This is a genomic window from Pseudomonas wadenswilerensis (genome assembly GCF_900497695.1).
GTDB classification, from domain to species: Bacteria; Pseudomonadota; Gammaproteobacteria; order Pseudomonadales; family Pseudomonadaceae; genus Aquipseudomonas; species Aquipseudomonas wadenswilerensis.
The window spans coordinates 34,922-54,352 of record NZ_UIDD01000010.1 but is presented as its reverse complement, the minus strand read 5'-3'; the positions used below and the strand labels follow the sequence as shown (position 1 = coordinate 54,352).

17 protein-coding genes are annotated in these 19,431 nt (G+C 63.3%); 10 read left to right on the top strand and 7 right to left on the bottom strand.

Features of this window, described 5'->3' with window-relative positions; all coding sequences use genetic code 11:
* Position 1: 1 nt before the first annotated feature.
* The 4 genes from CCOS864_RS19105 to gloB form a co-directional block, all read right to left on the bottom strand.
* Positions 2-1,855 (bottom strand): extracellular solute-binding protein, encoded by a 1,854-nt coding sequence (locus CCOS864_RS19105; protein ID WP_115087897.1) that lies wholly within the window; start codon positions 1,853-1,855, stop codon positions 2-4.
* Positions 1,852-3,684: an extracellular solute-binding protein gene (locus CCOS864_RS19100; protein ID WP_205125915.1), complete on the bottom strand. Its 1,833-nt coding sequence runs from the start codon at positions 3,682-3,684 to the stop codon at positions 1,852-1,854. The genes CCOS864_RS19105 and CCOS864_RS19100 overlap by 4 nt, the downstream gene beginning before the upstream one ends.
* Positions 3,685-3,807: 123 nt before the next feature.
* Entirely contained in the window at positions 3,808-5,229 is a 1,422-nt protein-coding gene (locus CCOS864_RS19095) for a transglycosylase SLT domain-containing protein (RefSeq protein WP_115087896.1), read from the bottom strand.
* 99 nt (positions 5,230-5,328) lie between these two features.
* Positions 5,329-6,108, bottom strand: coding sequence for a hydroxyacylglutathione hydrolase (gloB, locus tag CCOS864_RS19090; RefSeq protein ID WP_115087895.1), 780 nt, complete (start codon positions 6,106-6,108; stop codon positions 5,329-5,331).
* A 79-nt stretch (positions 6,109-6,187) separates the two neighbouring features.
* On the opposite strand from gloB, the gene CCOS864_RS19085 reads away from it, so the two are divergent.
* From CCOS864_RS19085 to CCOS864_RS19070, 4 genes are all read left to right on the top strand, one after another.
* Positions 6,188-6,946, top strand: a complete 759-nt coding sequence (locus CCOS864_RS19085) for a class I SAM-dependent methyltransferase (protein ID WP_115087894.1) — start codon at positions 6,188-6,190, stop codon at positions 6,944-6,946.
* Between the two features lie 50 nt (positions 6,947-6,996).
* Positions 6,997-7,443 (top strand): ribonuclease HI, encoded by a 447-nt coding sequence (rnhA, locus tag CCOS864_RS19080; RefSeq protein ID WP_115087893.1) that lies wholly within the window; start codon positions 6,997-6,999, stop codon positions 7,441-7,443.
* Positions 7,444-7,531: 88 nt separating this feature from the next.
* Entirely contained in the window at positions 7,532-8,278 is a 747-nt protein-coding gene (gene dnaQ, locus CCOS864_RS19075) for a DNA polymerase III subunit epsilon (RefSeq protein WP_276330495.1), read from the top strand.
* A gap of 78 nt (positions 8,279-8,356) precedes the next feature.
* Complete coding sequence (locus CCOS864_RS19070; protein ID WP_115087891.1) at positions 8,357-10,612, top strand: Orn/Lys/Arg family decarboxylase; 2,256 nt, start codon at positions 8,357-8,359, stop codon at positions 10,610-10,612.
* 6 nt (positions 10,613-10,618) lie between these two features.
* Here the strand turns inward: CCOS864_RS19070 and CCOS864_RS19065 are convergent, their stop codons facing one another.
* Positions 10,619-10,837 carry a hypothetical protein gene (locus tag CCOS864_RS19065; protein WP_115087890.1) on the bottom strand — a complete coding sequence of 73 codons (219 nt, stop codon included), beginning with the start codon at positions 10,835-10,837 and terminating at the stop codon, positions 10,619-10,621.
* A 150-nt stretch (positions 10,838-10,987) separates the two neighbouring features.
* On the opposite strand from CCOS864_RS19065, the gene CCOS864_RS19060 reads away from it, so the two are divergent.
* A complete protein-coding gene (locus CCOS864_RS19060) occupies positions 10,988-11,542 on the top strand; it encodes an NADPH-dependent FMN reductase (RefSeq protein ID WP_115087889.1) in 555 nt (184 codons plus the stop codon).
* 65 nt (positions 11,543-11,607) lie between these two features.
* Here the strand turns inward: CCOS864_RS19060 and phnX are convergent, their stop codons facing one another.
* Positions 11,608-12,435, bottom strand: a complete 828-nt coding sequence (phnX, locus tag CCOS864_RS19055) for a phosphonoacetaldehyde hydrolase (protein WP_115087888.1) — start codon at positions 12,433-12,435, stop codon at positions 11,608-11,610.
* A 56-nt stretch (positions 12,436-12,491) separates the two neighbouring features.
* The gene (locus CCOS864_RS19050) at positions 12,492-13,598 is read right to left on the bottom strand and encodes a 2-aminoethylphosphonate--pyruvate transaminase (protein WP_115087887.1); all 1,107 of its coding nucleotides are present in this window, start codon (positions 13,596-13,598) and stop codon (positions 12,492-12,494) included.
* A gap of 112 nt (positions 13,599-13,710) precedes the next feature.
* Here CCOS864_RS19050 and CCOS864_RS19045 point away from each other — a divergent pair, with 112 nt between their 5' ends.
* The 5 genes from CCOS864_RS19045 (at position 13,711) to CCOS864_RS19025 (ending at position 19,425) form a co-directional block, all read left to right on the top strand.
* Positions 13,711-14,574 carry a LysR substrate-binding domain-containing protein gene (locus CCOS864_RS19045; protein WP_115087886.1) on the top strand — a complete coding sequence of 288 codons (864 nt, stop codon included), beginning with the start codon at positions 13,711-13,713 and terminating at the stop codon, positions 14,572-14,574.
* Between the two features lie 73 nt (positions 14,575-14,647).
* Positions 14,648-15,664, top strand: a complete 1,017-nt coding sequence (locus CCOS864_RS19040; protein WP_115088494.1) for an AraC family transcriptional regulator — start codon at positions 14,648-14,650, stop codon at positions 15,662-15,664.
* A 116-nt stretch (positions 15,665-15,780) separates the two neighbouring features.
* Positions 15,781-17,433, top strand: a complete 1,653-nt coding sequence (locus CCOS864_RS19035; protein ID WP_115087885.1) for an AMP-binding protein — start codon at positions 15,781-15,783, stop codon at positions 17,431-17,433.
* Positions 17,434-17,445: 12 nt separating this feature from the next.
* On the top strand, positions 17,446-18,213 hold the full coding sequence (locus CCOS864_RS19030; RefSeq protein WP_115087884.1) for an SDR family NAD(P)-dependent oxidoreductase: 768 nt from the start codon (positions 17,446-17,448) through the stop codon (positions 18,211-18,213).
* An 18-nt stretch (positions 18,214-18,231) separates the two neighbouring features.
* Positions 18,232-19,425, top strand: a complete 1,194-nt coding sequence (locus CCOS864_RS19025; RefSeq protein WP_115087883.1) for an acetyl-CoA C-acyltransferase — start codon at positions 18,232-18,234, stop codon at positions 19,423-19,425.
* The last annotated feature ends 6 nt before the right edge of the window (positions 19,426-19,431 follow it).

The following is a 19,431-nucleotide window of genomic DNA, read 5'->3' as shown; positions in this document are numbered from 1 at the left end:
GCTATTTCGCCCCTTCGGCCGCTTGCGCTTCGGGCGCCGGGTTCAGCGGCACTACCGGCTCGACATCCGGCTTGATCCACCAGGTGTTGATACCGATGTCGTACTTGGGCGAAACCTTGGGGTGGCCGATGTGGTTCCAGTAGGCCACGCGCCAGGTCTTGATGTGCCAGTTGGGGATCACGTAGTAGCCCCATTGCAGCACCCGGTCCAGGGCGCGCGAGTGCTCGATCAGGCTCTGTCGCGAATCGGCGTTGATCAGTTGCTCCACCAGGGTGTCGATGGCCGGGTCCTTCAGGCCGATGAAGTTGCGGCTGCCGGGATTGTCGGCGGCGGCGCTCTGCCAGAACTCGCGTTGCTCGTTACCCGGGGAGTTGGACTGCGGGTAGCCGCCGACGATCATGTCGAAATCCCGCGAGCGCAGGCGGTTGATGTATTGCGAGACATCGACCCGGCGAATCACCAGGTCGATACCCAGGTCCGCCAGGTTGCGCTTGAACGGCAGCAGGATGCGCTCGAATTCGGTCTGCGCCAGGAGGAATTCAATGGACACCGGCTTGCCCTGGGCGTCGACCATCTTGTCGTCGACAATGCGCCAGCCAGCCTCCTGCAGCAGCTTGTAGGCCTTGCGCTGCTGTTCGCGGATCATGCCGCTGCCATCGGTAACCGGGTTGGCAAAGGCGCGGGTGAACACCGGGTCGGGGATCTTGCCGCGCAGCGGTTCGAGAATCTTCAGCTCGGCGGCGTCGGGCAGGTCGCGGGCGGCCATGTCGGAGTTCTCGAAGTAGCTGCGGGTGCGGGTGTAGGCACCGTTGAACAGCTGCTTGTTGGTCCATTCGAAGTCCAGCAGCAGGCTCAGTGCTTCACGTACCCGTACATCCTGGAACAGCGGGCGGCGAATGTTGTAGATAAAGCCCTGCATGCCGGTCGGGTTGCCGTTGGGCAACTCTTCGAGGATCAGGCGTTTCTGCCGCACAGCCGGCACGTCATAGGCGGTGGCCCAGCTCTTCGCTGCGGTTTCCAGGCGGTAGTCGAACTGGCCGGCCTTGAGCGCTTCGAGGGTGACTGCGCTGTCGCGGTAGTAGTCGGTGGTCATCTCGTCGAAGTTGTAGAAACCACGGTTGACCGCCAGGTCCTTGCCCCAGTAGTCCTTGACCCGCTCGTAGCGGATCGAGCGCCCCGGCTTGACCTCGGCGACCTTGTACGGGCCGCTGCCCAGGGGGATTTCCAGGTTGCCCTTGGTGAACTCGCGGCTTTCCCAGAAGTGCTTGGGCAATACCGGCAACTGGCCGAGGATCAGCGGAAGTTCGCGGTTGTTGCTGTGCTTGAACTTGAACAACACCCGCTGCGGGTCTTCGGCGATCACTTCGGCGACATCGGCGTAGTAGCCGCGGTACAGCGGTGCGCCGTGCTTGATCAGGGTGTTGAAGGTGAACACCACGTCTTCGGCGTGCATCGGGTGGCCGTCATGAAAACGCGCTTCGGGGCGCAGGTAGAAGCGCACCCAGCTGTTGTCCGGGGCTTTTTCGATCTTGCCGGCGACCAGGCCGTACTCGGTGAAAGGTTCATCCAGGCTCTGGGTCATCAGGGTGTCGTAGATCAGGCCAATGTCGTCGGCGGCTACGCCCTTGTTGATGAACGGGTTGAGGCTGTCGAAACCGCCGAAGCCGGCCTGGCGAAAGGTGCCGCCCTTGGGCGCGTCGGGGTTGACGTAGTCGAAGTGCTTGAAGCTGGCCGGGTATTTCGGCGCTTCGTCGTAGAGGGTCAAGGCGTGTTGCGGTGCAGCCAGTGCCTGGCCGCCAAGGCAGGCCAGCAGCAGTGCGCAGGCCTTCAGGCGCAGGCGGGACATTGGCATCATTGGGCTTTCTCCGAAGGCTTGATCCACCAGCTGTTGAGCCCCAGGGTGTAGGGCGGCGTGGCCACAAAGGCAAAGCGATTGCGGTAGGCCAGGCGGTGGTTGTCGAGATACCAGTTGGGAATCATGTAGTACTGCCACAGCAGCACCCGGTCCAGGGCGCGCGCCGCAGCCACTTGGTCTTCGCGACTCTGGGCGGCCAGCAGGGTGTCGAGCAGGTGATCGACCACCGGGTCTTTCACGCCAGCATAGTTCTTGCTGCCCTTGGTCGAGGCCTGGCTTGAGTGAAAGTACAGCCATTGTTCAAGGCCCGGGCTCAGGGTCTGGTTCAGGGTCATCAGAATCATGTCGAAATCGAACTGGTCCAGGCGTTGTTTGTACTGGGCCCGGTCTACGGTGCGCAAGCGCGCTTCGATGCCGATGCTGGCGAGATTTTCGACATAAGGTTGCAGGATCCGTTCAAGGTTCGGATTGACCAGCAACAGCTCCAGCTTCAAGGGTTGCCCGGCACTGTTGAGCAGGCGCGGCCCTGTGAGCTTCCAGCCGGCCTGGCCGAGCAAGTCGAGGGCCTGGCGCAGGGTCTGGCGGTTGATGCCACGCCCGTCGGTGTGGCTGACCTTGTACGGCTCGGTGAACAGCGCCGTGGGCAGTTGCTTGCGGTAAGGGGCCAGCAGCAGCCACTCCTTGCCCACCGGCAGGCCGCTGGCAGCGAACTCGCTGTTGGGGTAGTAGCTGCTGGCGCGTTGGTAGGCGCTGCTGAACAGGGCGCGGTTGGTCCATTCGAAGTCGAGCATCAACCCCAGTGCCTGACGCACCCGCGCATCGCTGAAGGTCGCCCGGCGGCTGTTCATGAACAGGCCCTGGGTCTGGGTCGGGATCTTGTGCGGGATCTGCGCCTTGATCACATCGCCGCGACGTACCGCCGGGAAGTTGTAGCCGTTGGCCCAGTTCTTCGCCTGGTGCTCGATGTAAATGTCGAACTCGCCGGCCTTGAAGGCTTCGAAGGCCACCGCGCTGTCGCGATAGAACTCGTACTCGACGCGGTCGACGTTGTACTTGCCGCGGTTGACCGCCAGGTCCTTGCCCCAGTAGTTCTTTACCCGCTCGAACACCAGGCGCCGCCCCGGCTGCACCTGGGTGATGCGGTACGGGCCGCTGCCCAGCGGCGGCTCGAAGGTGGTGGCCTTGAAGTCGCGGCCTTTCCAGTAATGCGCCGGCAGCACCGGCATCTCGCCCAGGCGCAGGATCAGCAGCGGATTGCCGGCGCGCTTGAAGACGAAGCGGATGCGTCGCGGGTTGAGGATGTCGACGCGCTGTACTTCCTGCAGGTTGGTCCGGTAGATCGGGTGACCTTCCTTGAGCAGGGTGCGATAGGAGAACGCCACGTCGGCGGCGGTGATCGGCTTGCCATCGTGAAAATGCGCCTCGGGGCGCAGGTTGAACACCACCCAGCTACGGTCGTCGCTGTATTCGACGGAGCCTGCGATCAGGCCATAGCTGGACGTGGCCTCATCGCCGGACGGGTCGTACTGGCCGGTGCCGACCATCAGGGTTTCGTTCAGCTCGCTCACCCCGTACTGCAGGAAGTTCGGCGTGGTGACCGGGCTTGAGCCCTTGAAGGTATAGGGGTTGAGGGTGTCGAAGGTGCCAAATGCCATGGCCCGCAAGGTGCCGCCCTTGGGCGCTTGCGGATTGACCCAGTCGAAGTGGGTGAATTTGGCTGGATACTTGAGCGTGCCGAACTGGGCGTAACCGTGGCTTTCGCTGATTGTCGCGCCCGCGGGAAAGCTCAAGGCCAGGCTGAGTGACAGCAACAGGAGGGGACGTATCAAGTCGAGATCCGATCCAGGCGGCTTGGGCTTTATTCCAGCTACAGTAACAGCTTGTATCGACTGGAAAAAGAGTGCCGCGTGGGGCGGGGCAGGCGGCTCCGGTCACTGACCGGAGCGCGGACCTCAATGGTTGAGGTAGACGGTCAGGGTCTGGCCCGGCTTGAGGGCGTGGCCGCTGCGTGGATTCCAGCGCTTGAGGTGCTGCATCTCGACGTTGAAGCGCTTGGCCACCAGGTACAGCGAGTCGCCTTTGCGCACCTTGTACTGGGTGGATTTCTTCTGGTTCTTCGCGCCAACCGGCTGGGCGTTCTGCATCACCAGGGTCTGGCCGGCCTTGAGGTTCTTGCCGGAGAGCTTGTTCCAGCGTTGCAGGTCCTTGACGCTGACCTTGTTGGCCTTGGCGATGCTGGCCAGGTTGTCGCCACGCTTGACCCGGTAACGGCTGTTGCGGATCGTGGTGGTGCGCGGCGCAGCCTCGGCCAGGGCGGCTTCGAATACGGCTTTTTTCGGCTGCAGGCTGAGCAGCTCTTCAGGCTTCATGTTCGACAGCGAGGCGGTCAGCAGTTGCGCCTTGGCGGTCGGCACCAGCAGCTGCTGCGGGCCGTCGACGGTCATGCGCTTCTTGAACGCCGGGTTGAGCTGGAACAGTTCGTCTTCGTCGATCTCGGCCAGGGCGGCGACTCGCGACAGGTCGAGGCGATCCTTGATCGCCACGGCCTCGAAGTAGGGTTCGTTGGCAATCGGGTTGAGGTTGACGCCATAGGCCTGCGGTGTCATCACCACCTGCGACAGGGCCAGCAGCTTGGGTACGTAGTCGCGGGTTTCCTTCGGCAGCGGTAGGTTCCAGTAGTCGGTTGGCAGGCCGAGCTTCTCATTGCGCTCGATGGCGCGGCTGACCGTGCCTTCACCGGCGTTGTAGGCCGCCAGGGCCAGCAGCCAGTCACCGTTGAACATGTCGTGCAGACGGTTCAGGTAGTCCAGCGCGGCGTTGGTCGAGGCGGTGATGTCGCGACGGCCATCGTAGAAGCGGGTCTGGCGCAGGTTGAAGTAACGCCCGGTGGAGGGGATGAACTGCCACAGGCCTACCGCATGGGCCCGCGAATAGGCCATGGGGTTGTAGGCGCTCTCGATCGCCGGCAGCAGGGCCAGCTCCAGCGGCATGTTGCGCTCTTCGAGGCGTTCGACGATGTAGTGGATGTACAGGCTGCCACGGTCGCCGGCGTTCTCGAGGAACGAGGGGTTGCTGGCGAACCACAGGCGCTGCTGTTCGATACGCGGGTTGACCGCAACGCCGTCCTGCAGCACAAAGCCCTGGCGCATGCGTTCCCAGACGTCCTGAGGCGCCTGCTCGACCGGCTTGACCGGTACGATCAGCGGTTTCTGCTTGGCCCGTGCCTGGTAGTTGTGCGCGCGAACGCTGTCGGATTCGTCGACTTGACGGGTGCTCTGGCAGCCCACGAGAGTGGCGGCCAGGGCTAGCGCACTGGCTTGGGCCAGGCGCGTCAGGGCGACGGAATTGAAGGTTCTGCGGCTATTGGACGACATTGGCTGGGACGAAGTTCCGGGCAAAAATGTCGGGCGATTCTAGAAAGCGGCCCCCCAACGGTCAACCTTTCAGAACTTTCCGTCACCAGCAGAGGCTGTTTAGAACCTATCTTTCCAAGCACGTAACCCAGCAAAAACAGCACTTGGCGTGGGGTTTATCGGGCCATTCCGTTCGTCTAGTTTTTCTTTAACGGATGTTTCGGTGGTCCGCAGGAAAGGGTTTGTCAGCTTTTCCAGGTCTAGGGTTGACGGTAACGTGATGCGATCCTGCGCCCTTAACTGGGTAACGTCGGCAAAGCGTTGGGCAATGTGCGGGTTGCCAGGCTCCACGGCCTGGGCAAAGCGCAGGTTGCTGAGGGTGTACTCGTGAGTGCAATACACCAGGGTCTCGCCAGGCAGGGCGGCCAGGCGTTGCAGGGAGTGGTGCATCTGCTCCGGCGTGCCTTCGAAGAGGCGCCCGCAACCGGCGGCGAACAGGGTATCGCCACAGAACAGCACGGGCGTGGCCGTCTGCTGGCAATAATAGGCAATGTGTCCCAGGGTGTGTCCAGGCACGGCGATGATCTGGAAATCCAGACCCAGAACGCGCACGCTGGCGTTGTCGTCGAGGGCCTGGTCGCGGCCGGGGATGCGCTCGTGGGCAGGGCCGTACACGGTGGCGCCGGTTTGCGCCTTGAGCTGCTCGACGCCACCGACATGGTCGTGATGGTGATGGGTAACGAGGATGTCGCTCAGTTGCCAGCCGGGATGGCGTTCAAGCCAGCCCAGTACCGGTGCTGCATCGCCCGGATCGACCACCGCGCAACGCTGGTTGGCAGAATCTTGTAACAACCAGATGTAGTTATCGTTGAAAGCGGGCAGGGCATCGATCTGTATCATGGTGCGATTCGCCAAACGGTGGACATGGGTGCATCTTAGTAGCTATGCGCGCTGTCGAGAACCTTCAAGGGAGACTGCAATGACCGATCAAGCCTTCGCCCAGGCCGATCCGCAGTGGCTGGAGCTGATCAGCCTGGCCCGCGACTGGTTCGCCGGCCCCCTCGGGCAACTTATGCTCAAGGAGGAACAACGCCTGCTTGAGGAAGAACTGGGGCGTTACTTTGGTGGTTACCTGGTGCACTACGGCCCCTGCGCCGAAGCGCCGCCCAAGGCCCCGCAGGTGCAGCGCAACGTGCGCTTGGGCGCGCCGCTGCCCGGGGTCGAGATTGTCTGCGAAGAACAGGCCTGGCCACTGAGCGAGCATGCCGCCGATGTCGTGGTACTGCAGCATGGCCTGGACTTCAGCCTGTCGCCCCATGGCCTGCTGCGTGAAGCCGCGAGCAGCGTGCGCCCGGGCGGCCATCTGCTGATCGTCGGTATCAACCCCTGGAGCAGTTGGGGCGTGCGCCGGGTGTTTGCCCATGATGCCCTGCGCAAGGCGCGCTGCATTTCCCCGTCGCGGGTTGGCGACTGGCTCAACCTGCTGGGCTTCGCGCTGGAGAAACGCCGCTTCGGGTGCTATCGTCCGCCGCTCGCATCCCCCGCCTGGCAACAGCGCCTGGCCGGTTGGGAGCGGATCGCCGGTGGCTGGCAGAGTGCCGGTGGCGGTGTCTACCTGCTGGTGGCGCGCAAGATGGTGGTCGGCTTGCGGCCCCTGCGCCTGGAGCGCCGTGAGCCGATGGGCAAGCTGCTGCCGCTGCCGATGGCCAAGGTCAACCGGCGCCATTCCGAACCCTGAGCTCCGGGCCCCAAGGGCACGGGGTCAAATCATTGATGAAAAGGCTGTAAATGAGCGATAGCGTCGAGATCTTCACCGATGGTGCCTGCAAGGGTAACCCTGGCCCGGGCGGCTGGGGCGTGCTGATGGTATGCAAGGGCGTCGAAAAGGAACTGTGGGGCGGCGAACGCGAGACCACCAACAACCGCATGGAACTGATGGCGGCGATCAAGGGCCTGGAAGCACTCAAGCGCGAGTGCGAAGTGCTGCTGGTCACCGACTCCCAGTACGTGATGAAAGGCATCAACGAATGGATGGTCAACTGGAAGAAGCGCGGCTGGAAAACTGCCGCCAAGGAACCGGTAAAGAATGCCGACCTCTGGCAGTTGCTCGATGAGCAGGTTGGCCGTCACAAGGTGACCTGGAAATGGGTACGCGGGCACATTGGCCACCATGGCAACGAGCGCGCCGACCAGTTGGCCAACCGTGGTGTTGACGAGGTCCGTGGCCTGCGCTGAGCACACCGGCCGCCACTCCTCCTTGAGCTGAGGTAGAATGGCCGGCTTTTCACCAGACTGTACGCGGCAGGAGACCATCGGCGTGGAGATTCAGAACAACAGGTCGGTCGTCCTCGACACCGAAACCACCGGTATGCCGGTGACTGACGGACACCGGGTCATCGAGATCGGGTGTGTCGAGCTGATGGGGCGGCGCCTGACCGGACGGCACTTCCACGTCTATTTGCAGCCGGACCGCGAAAGTGACGAGGGGGCCATCGGCGTCCACGGTATCACCGACTCCTTCCTGATCGACAAGCCGCGATTCGCCGAAGTCGCCGATGAGTTCTTCGAGTTCATCCAGGGCGCCCAGCTGATCATCCACAACGCGGCGTTCGACGTTGGCTTCATCAACAACGAATTCGCCTTGCTCGGCCAGCACGACCGCGCCGACATCTCCCAGCACTGCACCATCCTCGACACCCTGATGATGGCCCGCTCGCGCCATCCGGGACAGCGCAACAGCCTCGACGCGCTGTGCAAACGTTATGGCGTCGACAACTCCGGCCGTGAGCTGCACGGCGCACTGCTCGACTCCGAACTGTTGGCCGACGTCTACCTGAGCATGACCGGTGGCCAGACCAGCCTGTCGCTTGCCGGGCATGGTGCCGATGGTGAGGAAGAGGGTGACGACAACCGCGGCAGCGAGATCCGCCGCCTGCCCGCCAGCCGCCAGCCAGGGCGGATCATTCGCGCCACCGAGCAGGAGCTTGAACTGCACATGGCGCGTCTGGAGGCCATTGCCAAGTCCGCCGGTGGCCCGGCGCTGTGGCAGCAGCTGTCCGAAGCAAACTGAGGCAATTTGCCGCGCAGGGGCGCTGGCGACCTTCTACCCTGAGGTGACAAAGCTGTTACCCGGAGGAAGCGCCCGCCCATGTACAAGGACCTCAAGTTCCCCGTCCTGATCGTGCATCGCGATATCAAGGCCGATACGGTCGCAGGCGAGCGTGTTCGCGGTATTGCCCAGGAGCTGGCCCAGGACGGCTTCACCATCCTGCCGGCCGTCGATTACGCCGAAGGCCGCCTGGTTGCCGCGACCCATCATGGCCTGGCGTGCATGCTGATTGCCGCCGAAGGTGCTGGCGAAAATACCCACCTTTTACAGAACATGGTCGAGCTGATTCGCCTGGCCAGGGTGCGCGCACCGCACTTGCCGATCTTCGCCCTGGGCGAGCAGGTGACCCTGGAGAATGCTCCCGCCGATGTCATCAGTGAGCTTAACCAGCTGCGCGGCATTCTCTACCTGTTTGAAGACACCGTGCCGTTTCTCGCCCGCCAGGTGGCGCGGGCTGCGCACAGTTATCTGGATGGCCTGCTGCCGCCGTTTTTCAAAGCGCTGGTGCAGCACACCGCGCAATCGAACTACTCATGGCACACTCCCGGCCATGGCGGTGGCGTGGCCTATCGCAAAAGCCCGGTCGGCCAGGCCTTTCACCAGTTCTTCGGGGAGAACACCCTGCGCTCGGACCTGTCGGTGTCGGTCCCTGAGTTGGGCTCGCTGCTCGACCACACCGGGCCCCTGGCAGCTGCCGAGGCGCGGGCGGCAAAGAACTTCGGCGCCGACCATACTTTCTTCGTGATCAACGGCACTTCGACCGCCAACAAGATCGTCTGGCACTCGATGGTCGGCCGTGATGACCTGGTGCTGGTGGACCGCAACTGCCACAAGTCGGTGGTCCACGCGATCATCATGACCGGGGCCATCCCCTTGTACCTGTGCCCCGAACGCAACGAGCTGGGCATCATCGGGCCGATCCCGCTGAGTGAGTTCAGCCCGGTATCGATCCAGGCCAAGATCCAGGCCAATCCTTTGGCCCGGGGTCGCCCGCCCAAGGTCAAGCTGGCGGTGGTGACCAATTCCACCTACGACGGGCTGTGCTACAACGCCGAGCTGATCAAGCAGGAACTGGGCAGCAGTGTCGAGGTGTTGCACTTCGATGAGGCCTGGTATGCCTATGCGGCGTTTCACGAGTTCTTCCGCGGGCGCTACGCCATGGGCACTTCGCGCAGCGCCGACAGCCCGCTGGTGTTCAGCACGCATTCGACCCACAAGCTGCTGGCGGCCTTCAGCCAGGCTTCGATGATCCATGTGCAGGACGGCGGTGCCCGGCAGCTGGACCGCGATCGCTTCAACGAAGCCTTCATGATGCACATTTCCACGTCGCCGCAGTACAGCATCCTCGCCTCGCTGGATGTGTCGTCGGCGATGATGGAAGGCCCGGCCGGGCGCTCCTTGCTGCAGGAAATGTTCGATGAGGCGCTGAGCTTTCGCCGGGCCATGGCCAACCTGCGTGAGCACATGGCTGCGGATGACTGGTGGTTCAGCATCTGGCAGCCAGCGCTGGGTGAGGGTGCAAGGCAGGTCAAGACCGAAGACTGGCTGCTGCAGCCCCAGGCCGACTGGCATGGTTTTGGCGATGTCAGTGACGACTACGTGCTGCTCGACCCGATCAAGGTCACCCTGGTGATGCCGGGCCTCAGCGCCGGCGGTGCCTTGAGCGAGCACGGGATTCCGGCCGCGGTGGTCAGCAAGTTTCTCTGGGAGCGCGGCCTGGTGGTGGAGAAGACCGGGCTTTACACCTTCCTGGTGCTGTTCTCGATGGGCATCACCAAGGGCAAATGGAGCACGCTGCTGACCGAGCTGCTCGAGTTCAAGCGTAACTACGATGCCAATACCGATTTACTCGAAAGCCTGTCCTGTGTCGCCGGTCTCGATCCTGTGCGCTACCAAGGGTTGGGGCTGCGGGATTTGTGTGACCAACTGCATGCCTGTTACCGCAGTAATGCCACTGCCAAGCAGCTCAAACGGCTGTTCACGCGCTTGCCTGAAGTGGTGATGAAACCCGCCGATGCCTATGACCGGATGGTGCGCGGGGAGGTCGAAGCGGTACCGATCGAGCAGTTGCTCGGGCGAATCGCTGCCGTGATGCTGGTGCCCTATCCGCCGGGAATTCCGTTGATCATGCCGGGGGAGCGCTTTACCGAGGCGACGCGTTCTATCATCGACTACCTGGCTTTTGCCGCCGCCTTTGACAGCGGTTTTCCCGGGTTTGTCGCGGATGTGCATGGGCTGCAGCATGAAACCACAGCGCAGGGGCGGGTCTATACCGTCGATTGCATCAAGGTGTGAGCAGGGTCAGGGAATACGGATGATTTCCACACCACTCTGTACCAGCTCGAAGCGATCTTCACCCAGGTGGTTGACCCGGTCGCCGATTGCCAGCCTATAGGTAGTAATCGGCAGGGGTGCGCCACTACCGTCGGCCTGCAGGGTGGCTTCCTGGAACTCATGAACGGGATAGATGCGGCCCTCTGCGTCCCGTGCATGAAACTGTCCGACCAGTACTGCTGTCATTTACCGTGCAACCTCTGAAGAAATAAGGATCTGTCAGGCATAGACCACTGTTTTGCCTGGTAAGTTTTGCCCGCCTGGAAAAAAACTTCAGGGCCGCACGGGATCATCTATACCTACAACTCCCTTTGTTCTCCACGTCAGGAAATTGCCATGAGCCAGGTGTACTCAGTCGCCGTCGTCGTCGGCAGCTTGCGCAAGGAATCCCTCAACCGCAAGGTCGCCCGTGCGCTGGCGGAGCTCGCGCCGTCCAACCTCAAACTGCACAACGTCGAAATCGGCGAGCTGGCCTTGTACAACGAAGATATCGACGCCAATCCGCCACAGGCCTACAAGACCTTCCGCGAGCAGATTCGCAGCAGTGATGCGGTGCTGTTCGTGACCCCGGAGTACAACCGCTCGGTGCCGGGGGTATTGAAAAATGCGATTGATGTGGGCTCGCGGCCTTACGGCCAGAGCGCCTGGAGCGGCAAGCCGGGGGCGGTGATCAGCGTGTCGCCGGGGGCGGTGGGCGGCTTTGGCGCCAACCATCACCTGCGCCAGTCGCTGGTGTTCCTCGATGTGCCGTGCATGCAGCAGCCGGAAGCGTACATCAGCGGGGCAGGGACGCTGTTCGATGAGCACGGCAAGCTGTCGGAGAAGACCCGGCCATTCCTGCAGACCTTTATCGACAAGTTTGCCGTGTGGGTCGAGCGTCACCAGAAGTGAGGCAGCTAATCGCGGGGCAAGCCCGCTCCTACCTGTAGGAGCGGGCTTGCCCCGCGATGGTGGGGTTACACCGCCTGCGGCATCTCGCCTCGCGCCAGGCGCTTGTTGATGTCGGCAATCACTTGCGGCAACTCGTTGATGGTGTCGATCAGGTAGTGCGGGCGCGAGCCTTCGAACAGCGCATGAATGCGCTTGCGCTCGCTGTCGAGCGTCTCCAAGGCCAGGGCGCGGTAACCTTCGTAGGTCAGGCCCAGGGCGTTGCCCGAACACACCAGCGCCACCGTCCACATGCCGGCACGACGGCCTTCGAGGATGCCCGGCACAGTGTCATCGACCTTGACGCAGGCGGCGACATCATCGATCCCCAGGGCAATCACATTGGCCAGGGCCTGGGCCGGCCATGGGCGGCCGTTCGGAGTTTCGTCGGTAGCCACCACATGATCGGCCACGTAGCCGTTCTGCGCGGCCAGCTCCACTACCTTGTCCATCACCACTTTCGGGTAGCCCGAGCACGAGCCGATCTTCAGGCCATCTTTGCGCAGCCCGGTCAGGGTCTCGAGGGCGCCTGGGATCAGCGCCGAGTGCACGGCAATCTTCTCGATCTGCAGGGGCATGAAGCGTTCGTAGAGGGCGGTGACGTCAGCATCGGTCGGCGTGCGGCCGAACACCTTGCGGTAGCGCTCGGCGATCTGTGGCTGGTCGCACAGGGTGCGGATGTGGTCCCACTTGCCCATGCCCATCGGGCCGCGGGCTTCTTCGATGGACACCTCGACATCGAATTCGGCGAAGGCCTCGACGAGGATCTGGGTCGGGGCGAAGGAGCCAAAGTCGACCACGGTGCCGGCCCAGTCGAGGATCGCGGCTTGCAGGTGCGTCGGGTTGCTGTAGTTCATGTTCAGGGTTCCTTGAGCGGGTGGTTTCGCTGATCAGGTAGAAAGAATTCGAGGTGTCAGATGTCCAGCACTTCCATTTCCCGCAGGACCTCGGCGATGGCGTTGACCGCAGCCTGCATGCCGTCCGGGCCAACGCAACCGATGCAGCCGACGCGGAAGGTTTCGACCTGGGTCAACTTGCCCGGGTAGAGGATGAAGCCCTTGGCCTTGACCCGCTCGTAAAAGTCCTTGAACTGGTAGCGCGGATCGTTCGGGGCATGAAAGGTGACGATGATCGGCGCCTGGATCTCGGCTGGCAGGAAGCTGCGCAAACCGATGGCGGCCATGCCGTCGAGCAGGGTCTTGCAGTTGTTGGCGTAGCGCTGATGACGCGCGGGCAGGCCGCCTTCTTCGTTGTATTGCAGCAAGGCTTCGTGCAGCGCCGCCACCACGTGGGTCGGCGGGGTAAAGCGCCATTGGCCGGTTTTGGCCATGTAGGCATGTTGGTCCTGCAGGTCCATGGCCAGCGACGGTGAGTTGCCTGCGGCGGTGGCCAGCGACTGTTTGTTGGCAAACACGAAGCCCATGCCGGGTACGCCTTCCAGGCATTTACCGGAGGCGGCGATCAGGGCATCGAACGGCACTTGGCGGGCATCGATCGGCAAGGCGCCGAACGAACTCATGGCATCGATGATCAGGCGCTTGCCGTGGCCGGCGATAACCCGGGCGATCTCAGGCAGCGGGTTGAGAATGCCGGTACTGGTTTCGCAATGAATCAACGCCACGTGGGTGATGCTGCTGTCGGCGGCCAGCAGGCGATCGACGTCAGCAGCGGTAGTGGGCTCGTCTTCGGCGGTTTCGAAAGTGCTGTAGGCGCGCCCCAGCACCTTGCAGATCTTCGCCAGGCGCTGGCCATAGGCGCCATTGATCAGCACCAGGACCTTGCCGTCGCGAGGCACCAGGGTGCCGATGGCGGCTTCAACGGCAAAGGTGCCGCTGCCTTGCAGGGGCACGCAGTGGTGGCTGTCGGCACCGTTGACGATGGCCAGCAGTTGCTCGCAGAGGCTTGCGGTCAGCTGGTTGAAATCGCGGTCCCAGGAGCCCCAGTCGACCATCATCGCTTGGCGGGTACGGGCCGAGGTGGTCAGGGGGCCGGGGGTCAGCAGGATAGGGGCGTTACTCATTCCGGTAATCCTCACAAGCGGTGGGCTGAATCTACGGGGCCTAAGTTGCAATTCCGTGCGCTATCAATCAAATTGTTTGTTGTTATGCCAGCCATAAGTCAGGCCGATAGATATGAACCTGTTCCAGCTCCGCGCCTTCGATGCAGTGGCCCGTGAGGGCAGCTTTACCCGCGCCGCCAACCGCCTGTTCATCAGCCAGCCGGCGGTGACCGGGCATATCAAGGCGTTGGAGGAGCATTACCAGATCACCCTGCTGCGCCGCACCGCCCGGCGGGTAGAACTGACCGAGGAGGGCATACGCCTGGCGGCCATCACCCGCGCCATGTTCGGTCTGGTCGAAGAAGCGCAGGTGATGCTTGAGGCCAACCGGCAGTTGCTCACCGGGCGTCTGGAAGTGGCCGCTGACGGCCCGCACCGGGTCATGCCGATGCTGGCGCAACTGCGTGCGGCTTACCCGGGCATCACCGTCAACCTGCGCCTGGGCAACGCCCAGGAAACCCTGGCGGCGCTGCTCTGCGAGCATGCCGATGTGGCGGTCCTGACCGAAGTCGAACCGCGCAAGGGCCTGTACCTGCAAAGCCTGGGGGATTCACGGATCTGCGCCTTGCTGCCGGCCGGGCATGCCTGGGCGAGCAATGCCGAGGAACTACAGCTCGGTGAACTGGACCGGCAGATCATGGTGCTGCGCGAACCCAGTTCGATCACCCGCCGCACCTTCGATCAGGCCTGCAGTGAGGCCGGTGTTCAGCCGCGGGTGCTGCTGGAGCTCGACAGCCGCGAAGCAGTGACCGAAGCAGTGGCGGCCGAGCTTGGCATTGGCATCGTATCTTCGATGGAAATCAGCCATGACCCGCGGGTGGTGGCGCGGCCCATTGCCGGAGCGGGGCTGGTCAACCAGCACATGATCGGCTGCCTGGAACGGCGTCGCGAACTGCGTCTGATCCAGGCGTTTCTCAGCCTGGCGCCGGTGGTATGAGGAGGTGCTGGCATTTTCCGGGCGGGCCTCTAAGATGGCGGTCAAACAAGACGGGCAAGGCGAAAGACTGCTGATGGCGGAGAAAGACACCATCTCCATGCAACTGGTGCGTGAAGCGCTGCTGGAAAGTTGCGCGCCGGGTGCGCCGAGCCAGGCCTTGCTCAATCGCGTCGGTATCGACCCGGCGCAGTTGGACCAGGCCCAGGCGCGGGTACCGGCCAGCGCCTATGCGCAGCTTTGGCGTTTGCTGGCCCGGCGTTGCCACGATGAATTTTTTTGCATGGACCCACGCGGCCTGCGCACGGGTAGCCTGGCCTTTCTCTGTCGCTCATCTATGGCTCAGCCGACCCTGGGTGCAGGGCTCGAGACCGCCCTGACTTTTCTCGGGCTGATGCTCGAGCATCTGCAGCCGGTGCTGGTGCGCCAGCAGAGCCTCGCGGAAATTGTCATCGGCGAGCCGCAGGATGCGCCGCGCAGGCCCTTTACCTACTTCACCTTCTGGATGATCGTGCATGGCGTGGCCTGCTGGCTGGCCGGGCGGCGCATTCCGATCCTGGCCATCGAGCTGCGCTGTGCCGAGCCGCCGTTCTGCGACGACTACCGGGTGATGTTCTCGGAAAACCTGCAGTTCGGCCGTCCACGCACGCGGATGATCTTCGCCGCCGATTGCCTGGACCTGCCGCTCAAACGTACGCCGGAAGAGTTGCAACGCTTTCTGGCCGAGGCACCGGCCAACATTCTGGTCAAGTACCGCGACCCGGACAGCCTGGCCCGGCGTATCAAGGCAACGCTGCGTCGGTTGCCAGCCGGGGAGTGGCCGGAAACCGAAGCGCTGGCCCAGCAACTATGCATATCGGCCTCGACCCTGCGCCGGCGCCTGGCCGAAGAGGGCACGACCTACCAAGCCCTCAAGGACAGCGTGCGCAAAGAGCTGGCGATCACCTGGCTGGCAGAAGCCGAGGTCGGTTTCGCCGAGATTGCCGCGCGCTTGGGTTTCGCCGACACCAGCTCGTTCTACAAAGCCTTTCGCAAGTGGACCGGCTCCAACCCTGGTCATTACCGCAGCCTGATCCTGCCCCACGACGTCTGACTGGCCAAACCAGTCATCCAGATTGACAGCTTTGACCATTGTCCCGTAACGGCTCTGGCGCGACTATCTTCAGATCAATCGTTTTATTCCAACAATAAAAAACGAGGAGTCTGGCGATGCGTGATTACCGTGCCGCGGCGCAAGGATTCAACTACCCGCATACCGCTGCGGCTGCCCTGCAAGGCAGCCTTGAAGCGCTCAACGCCTGCGTCGAGTGCTGCGACCGGCATGTCGGCGGCAATCGTATTGCACTGAACTGCGAAGGCCGCGAGGGTAGCAGCGCCCAGTACAGCTTCGAGCAACTGCAGCAATCTGCCGCGCGCCTGGCCAATGTGCTCAGGGCTCAGGGTGTAGGCGCCGGCGACCGGGTTGCCGGCTTGATGCCGCGTACGGTCGAGTTGCTGATCACCGTGTTGGCCACCTGGCGCCTGGGCGCAGTCTACCAGCCGCTGTTCACCGCTTTTGGCCCCAAGGCTATCGAGCACCGGCTGGAACAGTCCGGGGCCAAGGTGGTGGTCACCGAGCCGCTCAATCGCAGCAAGCTCGACGAGGTCCATGACTGCCCGACAATCATCTGTGTTGGTGCCGCCAACGACGCCAGCGATATCGACTTTCACATGGCGCTGGCAGCAGCCGATGATCATTGCGAGCCGGTGCTGCTGGGGGGCGACGCACCGTTCCTGCTGATGTTCACTTCCGGCACTACCGGCCCGGCCAAGCCGCTGGAAGTGCCGCTGCGGGCCATCGTCGCCTTTCAGGGCTACATGCGCGATGCCATCGACCTGCGCCCTGAAGACAACTTCTGGAACCTTGCTGATCCTGGCTGGGCCTACGGGCTTTACTACGCCGTGACCGGGCCGCTGGCCCTGGGCCATGCCACTACCTTTTTCGATGGACCGTTCAGCGTCGAAAGTACCTGTCGGGTCATCAACAAGTACGCGATCAGCAACCTGGCGGGCTCGCCCACCGCCTATCGCCTGTTGATCGCTGCCGGCAGCGAATTCAGCGCGCCGATCAAGGGCCGCCTGCGGGTGGTCAGCAGTGCCGGCGAGCCGCTCAACCCGGAAGTGATCCGCTGGTTTGCCGACGAGCTGGGAGTGACCATCCACGACCATTACGGGCAGACCGAACTGGGCATGGTGCTGTGCAACCACCACGGCCTGGAGCACCCGGTGCACCTGGGGGCGGCCGGCTTTGCCATTCCCGGCCACCGTATCGTGGTGCTGGATGAGCAGCACAATGAACTGCCAGCCGGGCAGCCGGGCATTCTCGCCGTGGACCGCGAGCAGTCGCCGCTGTGCTGGTTTGCTGGCTACCACGGTTTGCCGACCAAAGCCTTCGTCGGCAGGTACTACCTGAGCGGTGACACCGTGGAGCTCAACCCCGATGGCAGTATCAGCTTCGTTGGCCGCAGTGATGATGTGATCACCACCTCCGGCTACCGGGTCGGGCCGTTCGATGTCGAGAGCGCTCTGATCGAACACCCGGCGGTGATCGAGGCCGCCGTGGTTGGCAAACCGGACCCGGAGCGTACCGAACTGATCAAGGCGTTCGTGGTGCTGGCAAGCGCTCAGCAACCCAGCGAAGAACTGGCCGAGGCACTAAAGCAGCACGTCCGCCAGCGCCTGTATGCCCACGCCTATCCACGGGAAATCGAATTCGTCAGCGAGCTGCCCAAGACCCCGAGCGGCAAGCTGCAGCGTTTCATCCTGCGCAACCAGGAAATAGCCAAACAACAAGCCGCGCTGGCTTCGACTGCCAGCGCCTGAGGAACGACCATCATGCAGATTGCCAACAAGAACTTCATCGTCAGCGGCGCAGCTTCCGGGCTGGGCGCCGCTACCGCACAGATGCTCATCGAGGCTGGAGCCCAGGTGATGCTGGTCGACCTCAATGCCGAGGCGGTCGCTGCCAAGGCCCAGGCGCTGGGTAGCAAGGCGCACTTTGCGGTTGCCGATATCAGTCAGGAGAGCGCCGCCAAGGCCGCGGTCGATGCCGCCGTTGCCGCGTTCGGCAGTCTCCATGGCCTGATCAACTGCGCCGGTATCGTCGGCGCCGAAAAGGTCCTGGGCAAGAATGGCCCCCATGGCCTGGACAGCTTCAGCCGGGTGATCAACGTCAACCTGATCGGCAGCTTCAACCTGCTGCGCCTGGCCGCTGCAGCCATGGCCGAAGGCGAAGCGGGCACTGAGGGTGAGCGTGGGGTGATCATCAACACCGCCTCGATTGCCGCCTACGACGGCCAGATCGGTCAGGCCGCCTACGCCGCCTCCAAGGGCGCGATCGCCAGCCTGACCTTGCCTGCGGCCCGTGAACTGGCGCGCTTCGGCATCCGTGTGATGACCATCGCACCGGGCATTTTCGAAACCCCGATGATGGCTGGCATGACCCAGGAAGTGCGCGATTCTCTGGCGGCCGGAGTACCGTTCCCGCCACGCCTGGGCCGCCCGCAGGAATACGCTGCGCTGGCCCGCCACATCATTGAAAACAGCATGCTCAACGGTGAGGTGATCCGTCTTGACGGCGCCTTGCGCATGGCTGCCAAGTAATTTTCGGAGTAGACAATCATGACACTCGCCAATGATCCGATCGTAATCGTCAGCGCCGTGCGCACGCCCATGGGCGGCCTGCAGGGCGACCTGAAAAGCCTGACCGCGCCGCAACTGGGTGCTGCGGCCATCCGCGCCGCTGTCGAGCGTGCCGGGGTAGCGCCTGACAGCGTCGAACAGGTGCTGTTCGGCTGCGTACTGCCGGCAGGCCTGGGCCAGGCGCCAGCGCGCCAGGCGGCCCTGGGCGCCGGTTTGAACAAGGGCACCACCTGCACCACCCTGAACAAGATGTGCGGCTCGGGCATGCAGGCGGCGATCATGGCCCACGACCTGCTGCTGGCCGGCAGCGCTGATGTGGTTGTGGCTGGCGGCATGGAAAGCATGTCCAACGCCCCGTACCTGCTGGACAAGGCCCGTAGCGGCTACCGCATGGGCCACGGCAGGATCATCGACCACATGTTCTTCGACGGCCTCGAAGACGCCTACGACAAGGGCCGCCTGATGGGCACCTTTGCCGAGGACTGCGCCGAGAACAATGGTTTTACCCGTGAGCAGCAGGATGACTTCGCCATTGCCTCGCTGACCCGCGCGCAGCAGGCGATCAAGGATGGCAGTTTTGCCAGCGAGATCGTCCCGGTCGAAGTGACCGAGGGCAAGACCCAGCGCCTGGTCAGCGACGACGAGCAGCCGCCCAAGGCTCGCCTGGACAAGATCCCTCAGCTCAAGCCGGCCTTCCGCGACGGCGGCACGGTGACCGCGGCCAACTCCAGCTCGATCTCCGATGGTGCTGCAGCGCTGGTGCTGATGCGCCGTTCCCAGGCCGAGCAGCAAGGTTTGAAGCCGTTGGCGGTGATCCATGGGCACGCGGCGTTCGCCGATGCCCCGGCGCTGTTCCCCACCGCACCGATCGGCGCCATCGACAAGCTGATCAAGCGCACTGGCTGGAGCCTGGCCGAGGTCGATCTGTTCGAAATCAACGAAGCCTTTGCCGTGGTCACCCTGGCGGCGATGAAGCACCTGGACCTGCCGCACGACAAGGTCAACGTCCATGGTGGCGCTTGCGCCCTGGGCCATCCGATCGGCGCGTCGGGCGCGCGCATCCTCGTCACCCTGCTGGCGGCCCTGCGCCAGAAAGGCCTGCATCGTGGCATTGCAGCGATCTGCATCGGCGGCGGTGAAGCCACGGCCATGGCCGTCGAGTGTCTGTACTGAGGTGCA

Coding starts and splice junctions, on each gene's coding strand:
- CCOS864_RS19105 (WP_115087897.1), bottom strand. CDS start 1,855: ATGATGCCAATGTCCCGCCTGCGCCTGAAGGCCTGCGCACTGCTGCTG.
- CCOS864_RS19095 (WP_115087896.1), bottom strand. CDS start 5,229: ATGTCGTCCAATAGCCGCAGAACCTTCAATTCCGTCGCCCTGACGCGC.
- gloB (WP_115087895.1), bottom strand. CDS start 6,108: ATGATACAGATCGATGCCCTGCCCGCTTTCAACGATAACTACATCTGG.
- CCOS864_RS19085 (WP_115087894.1), top strand. CDS start 6,188: ATGACCGATCAAGCCTTCGCCCAGGCCGATCCGCAGTGGCTGGAGCTG.
- rnhA (WP_115087893.1), top strand. CDS start 6,997: ATGAGCGATAGCGTCGAGATCTTCACCGATGGTGCCTGCAAGGGTAAC.
- CCOS864_RS19070 (WP_115087891.1), top strand. CDS start 8,357: ATGTACAAGGACCTCAAGTTCCCCGTCCTGATCGTGCATCGCGATATC.
- CCOS864_RS19065 (WP_115087890.1), bottom strand. CDS start 10,837: ATGACAGCAGTACTGGTCGGACAGTTTCATGCACGGGACGCAGAGGGC.
- CCOS864_RS19060 (WP_115087889.1), top strand. CDS start 10,988: ATGAGCCAGGTGTACTCAGTCGCCGTCGTCGTCGGCAGCTTGCGCAAG.
- phnX (WP_115087888.1), bottom strand. CDS start 12,435: ATGAACTACAGCAACCCGACGCACCTGCAAGCCGCGATCCTCGACTGG.
- CCOS864_RS19050 (WP_115087887.1), bottom strand. CDS start 13,598: ATGAGTAACGCCCCTATCCTGCTGACCCCCGGCCCCCTGACCACCTCG.
- CCOS864_RS19045 (WP_115087886.1), top strand. CDS start 13,711: ATGAACCTGTTCCAGCTCCGCGCCTTCGATGCAGTGGCCCGTGAGGGC.
- CCOS864_RS19040 (WP_115088494.1), top strand. CDS start 14,648: ATGGCGGAGAAAGACACCATCTCCATGCAACTGGTGCGTGAAGCGCTG.
- CCOS864_RS19035 (WP_115087885.1), top strand. CDS start 15,781: ATGCGTGATTACCGTGCCGCGGCGCAAGGATTCAACTACCCGCATACC.
- CCOS864_RS19030 (WP_115087884.1), top strand. CDS start 17,446: ATGCAGATTGCCAACAAGAACTTCATCGTCAGCGGCGCAGCTTCCGGG.
- CCOS864_RS19025 (WP_115087883.1), top strand. CDS start 18,232: ATGACACTCGCCAATGATCCGATCGTAATCGTCAGCGCCGTGCGCACG.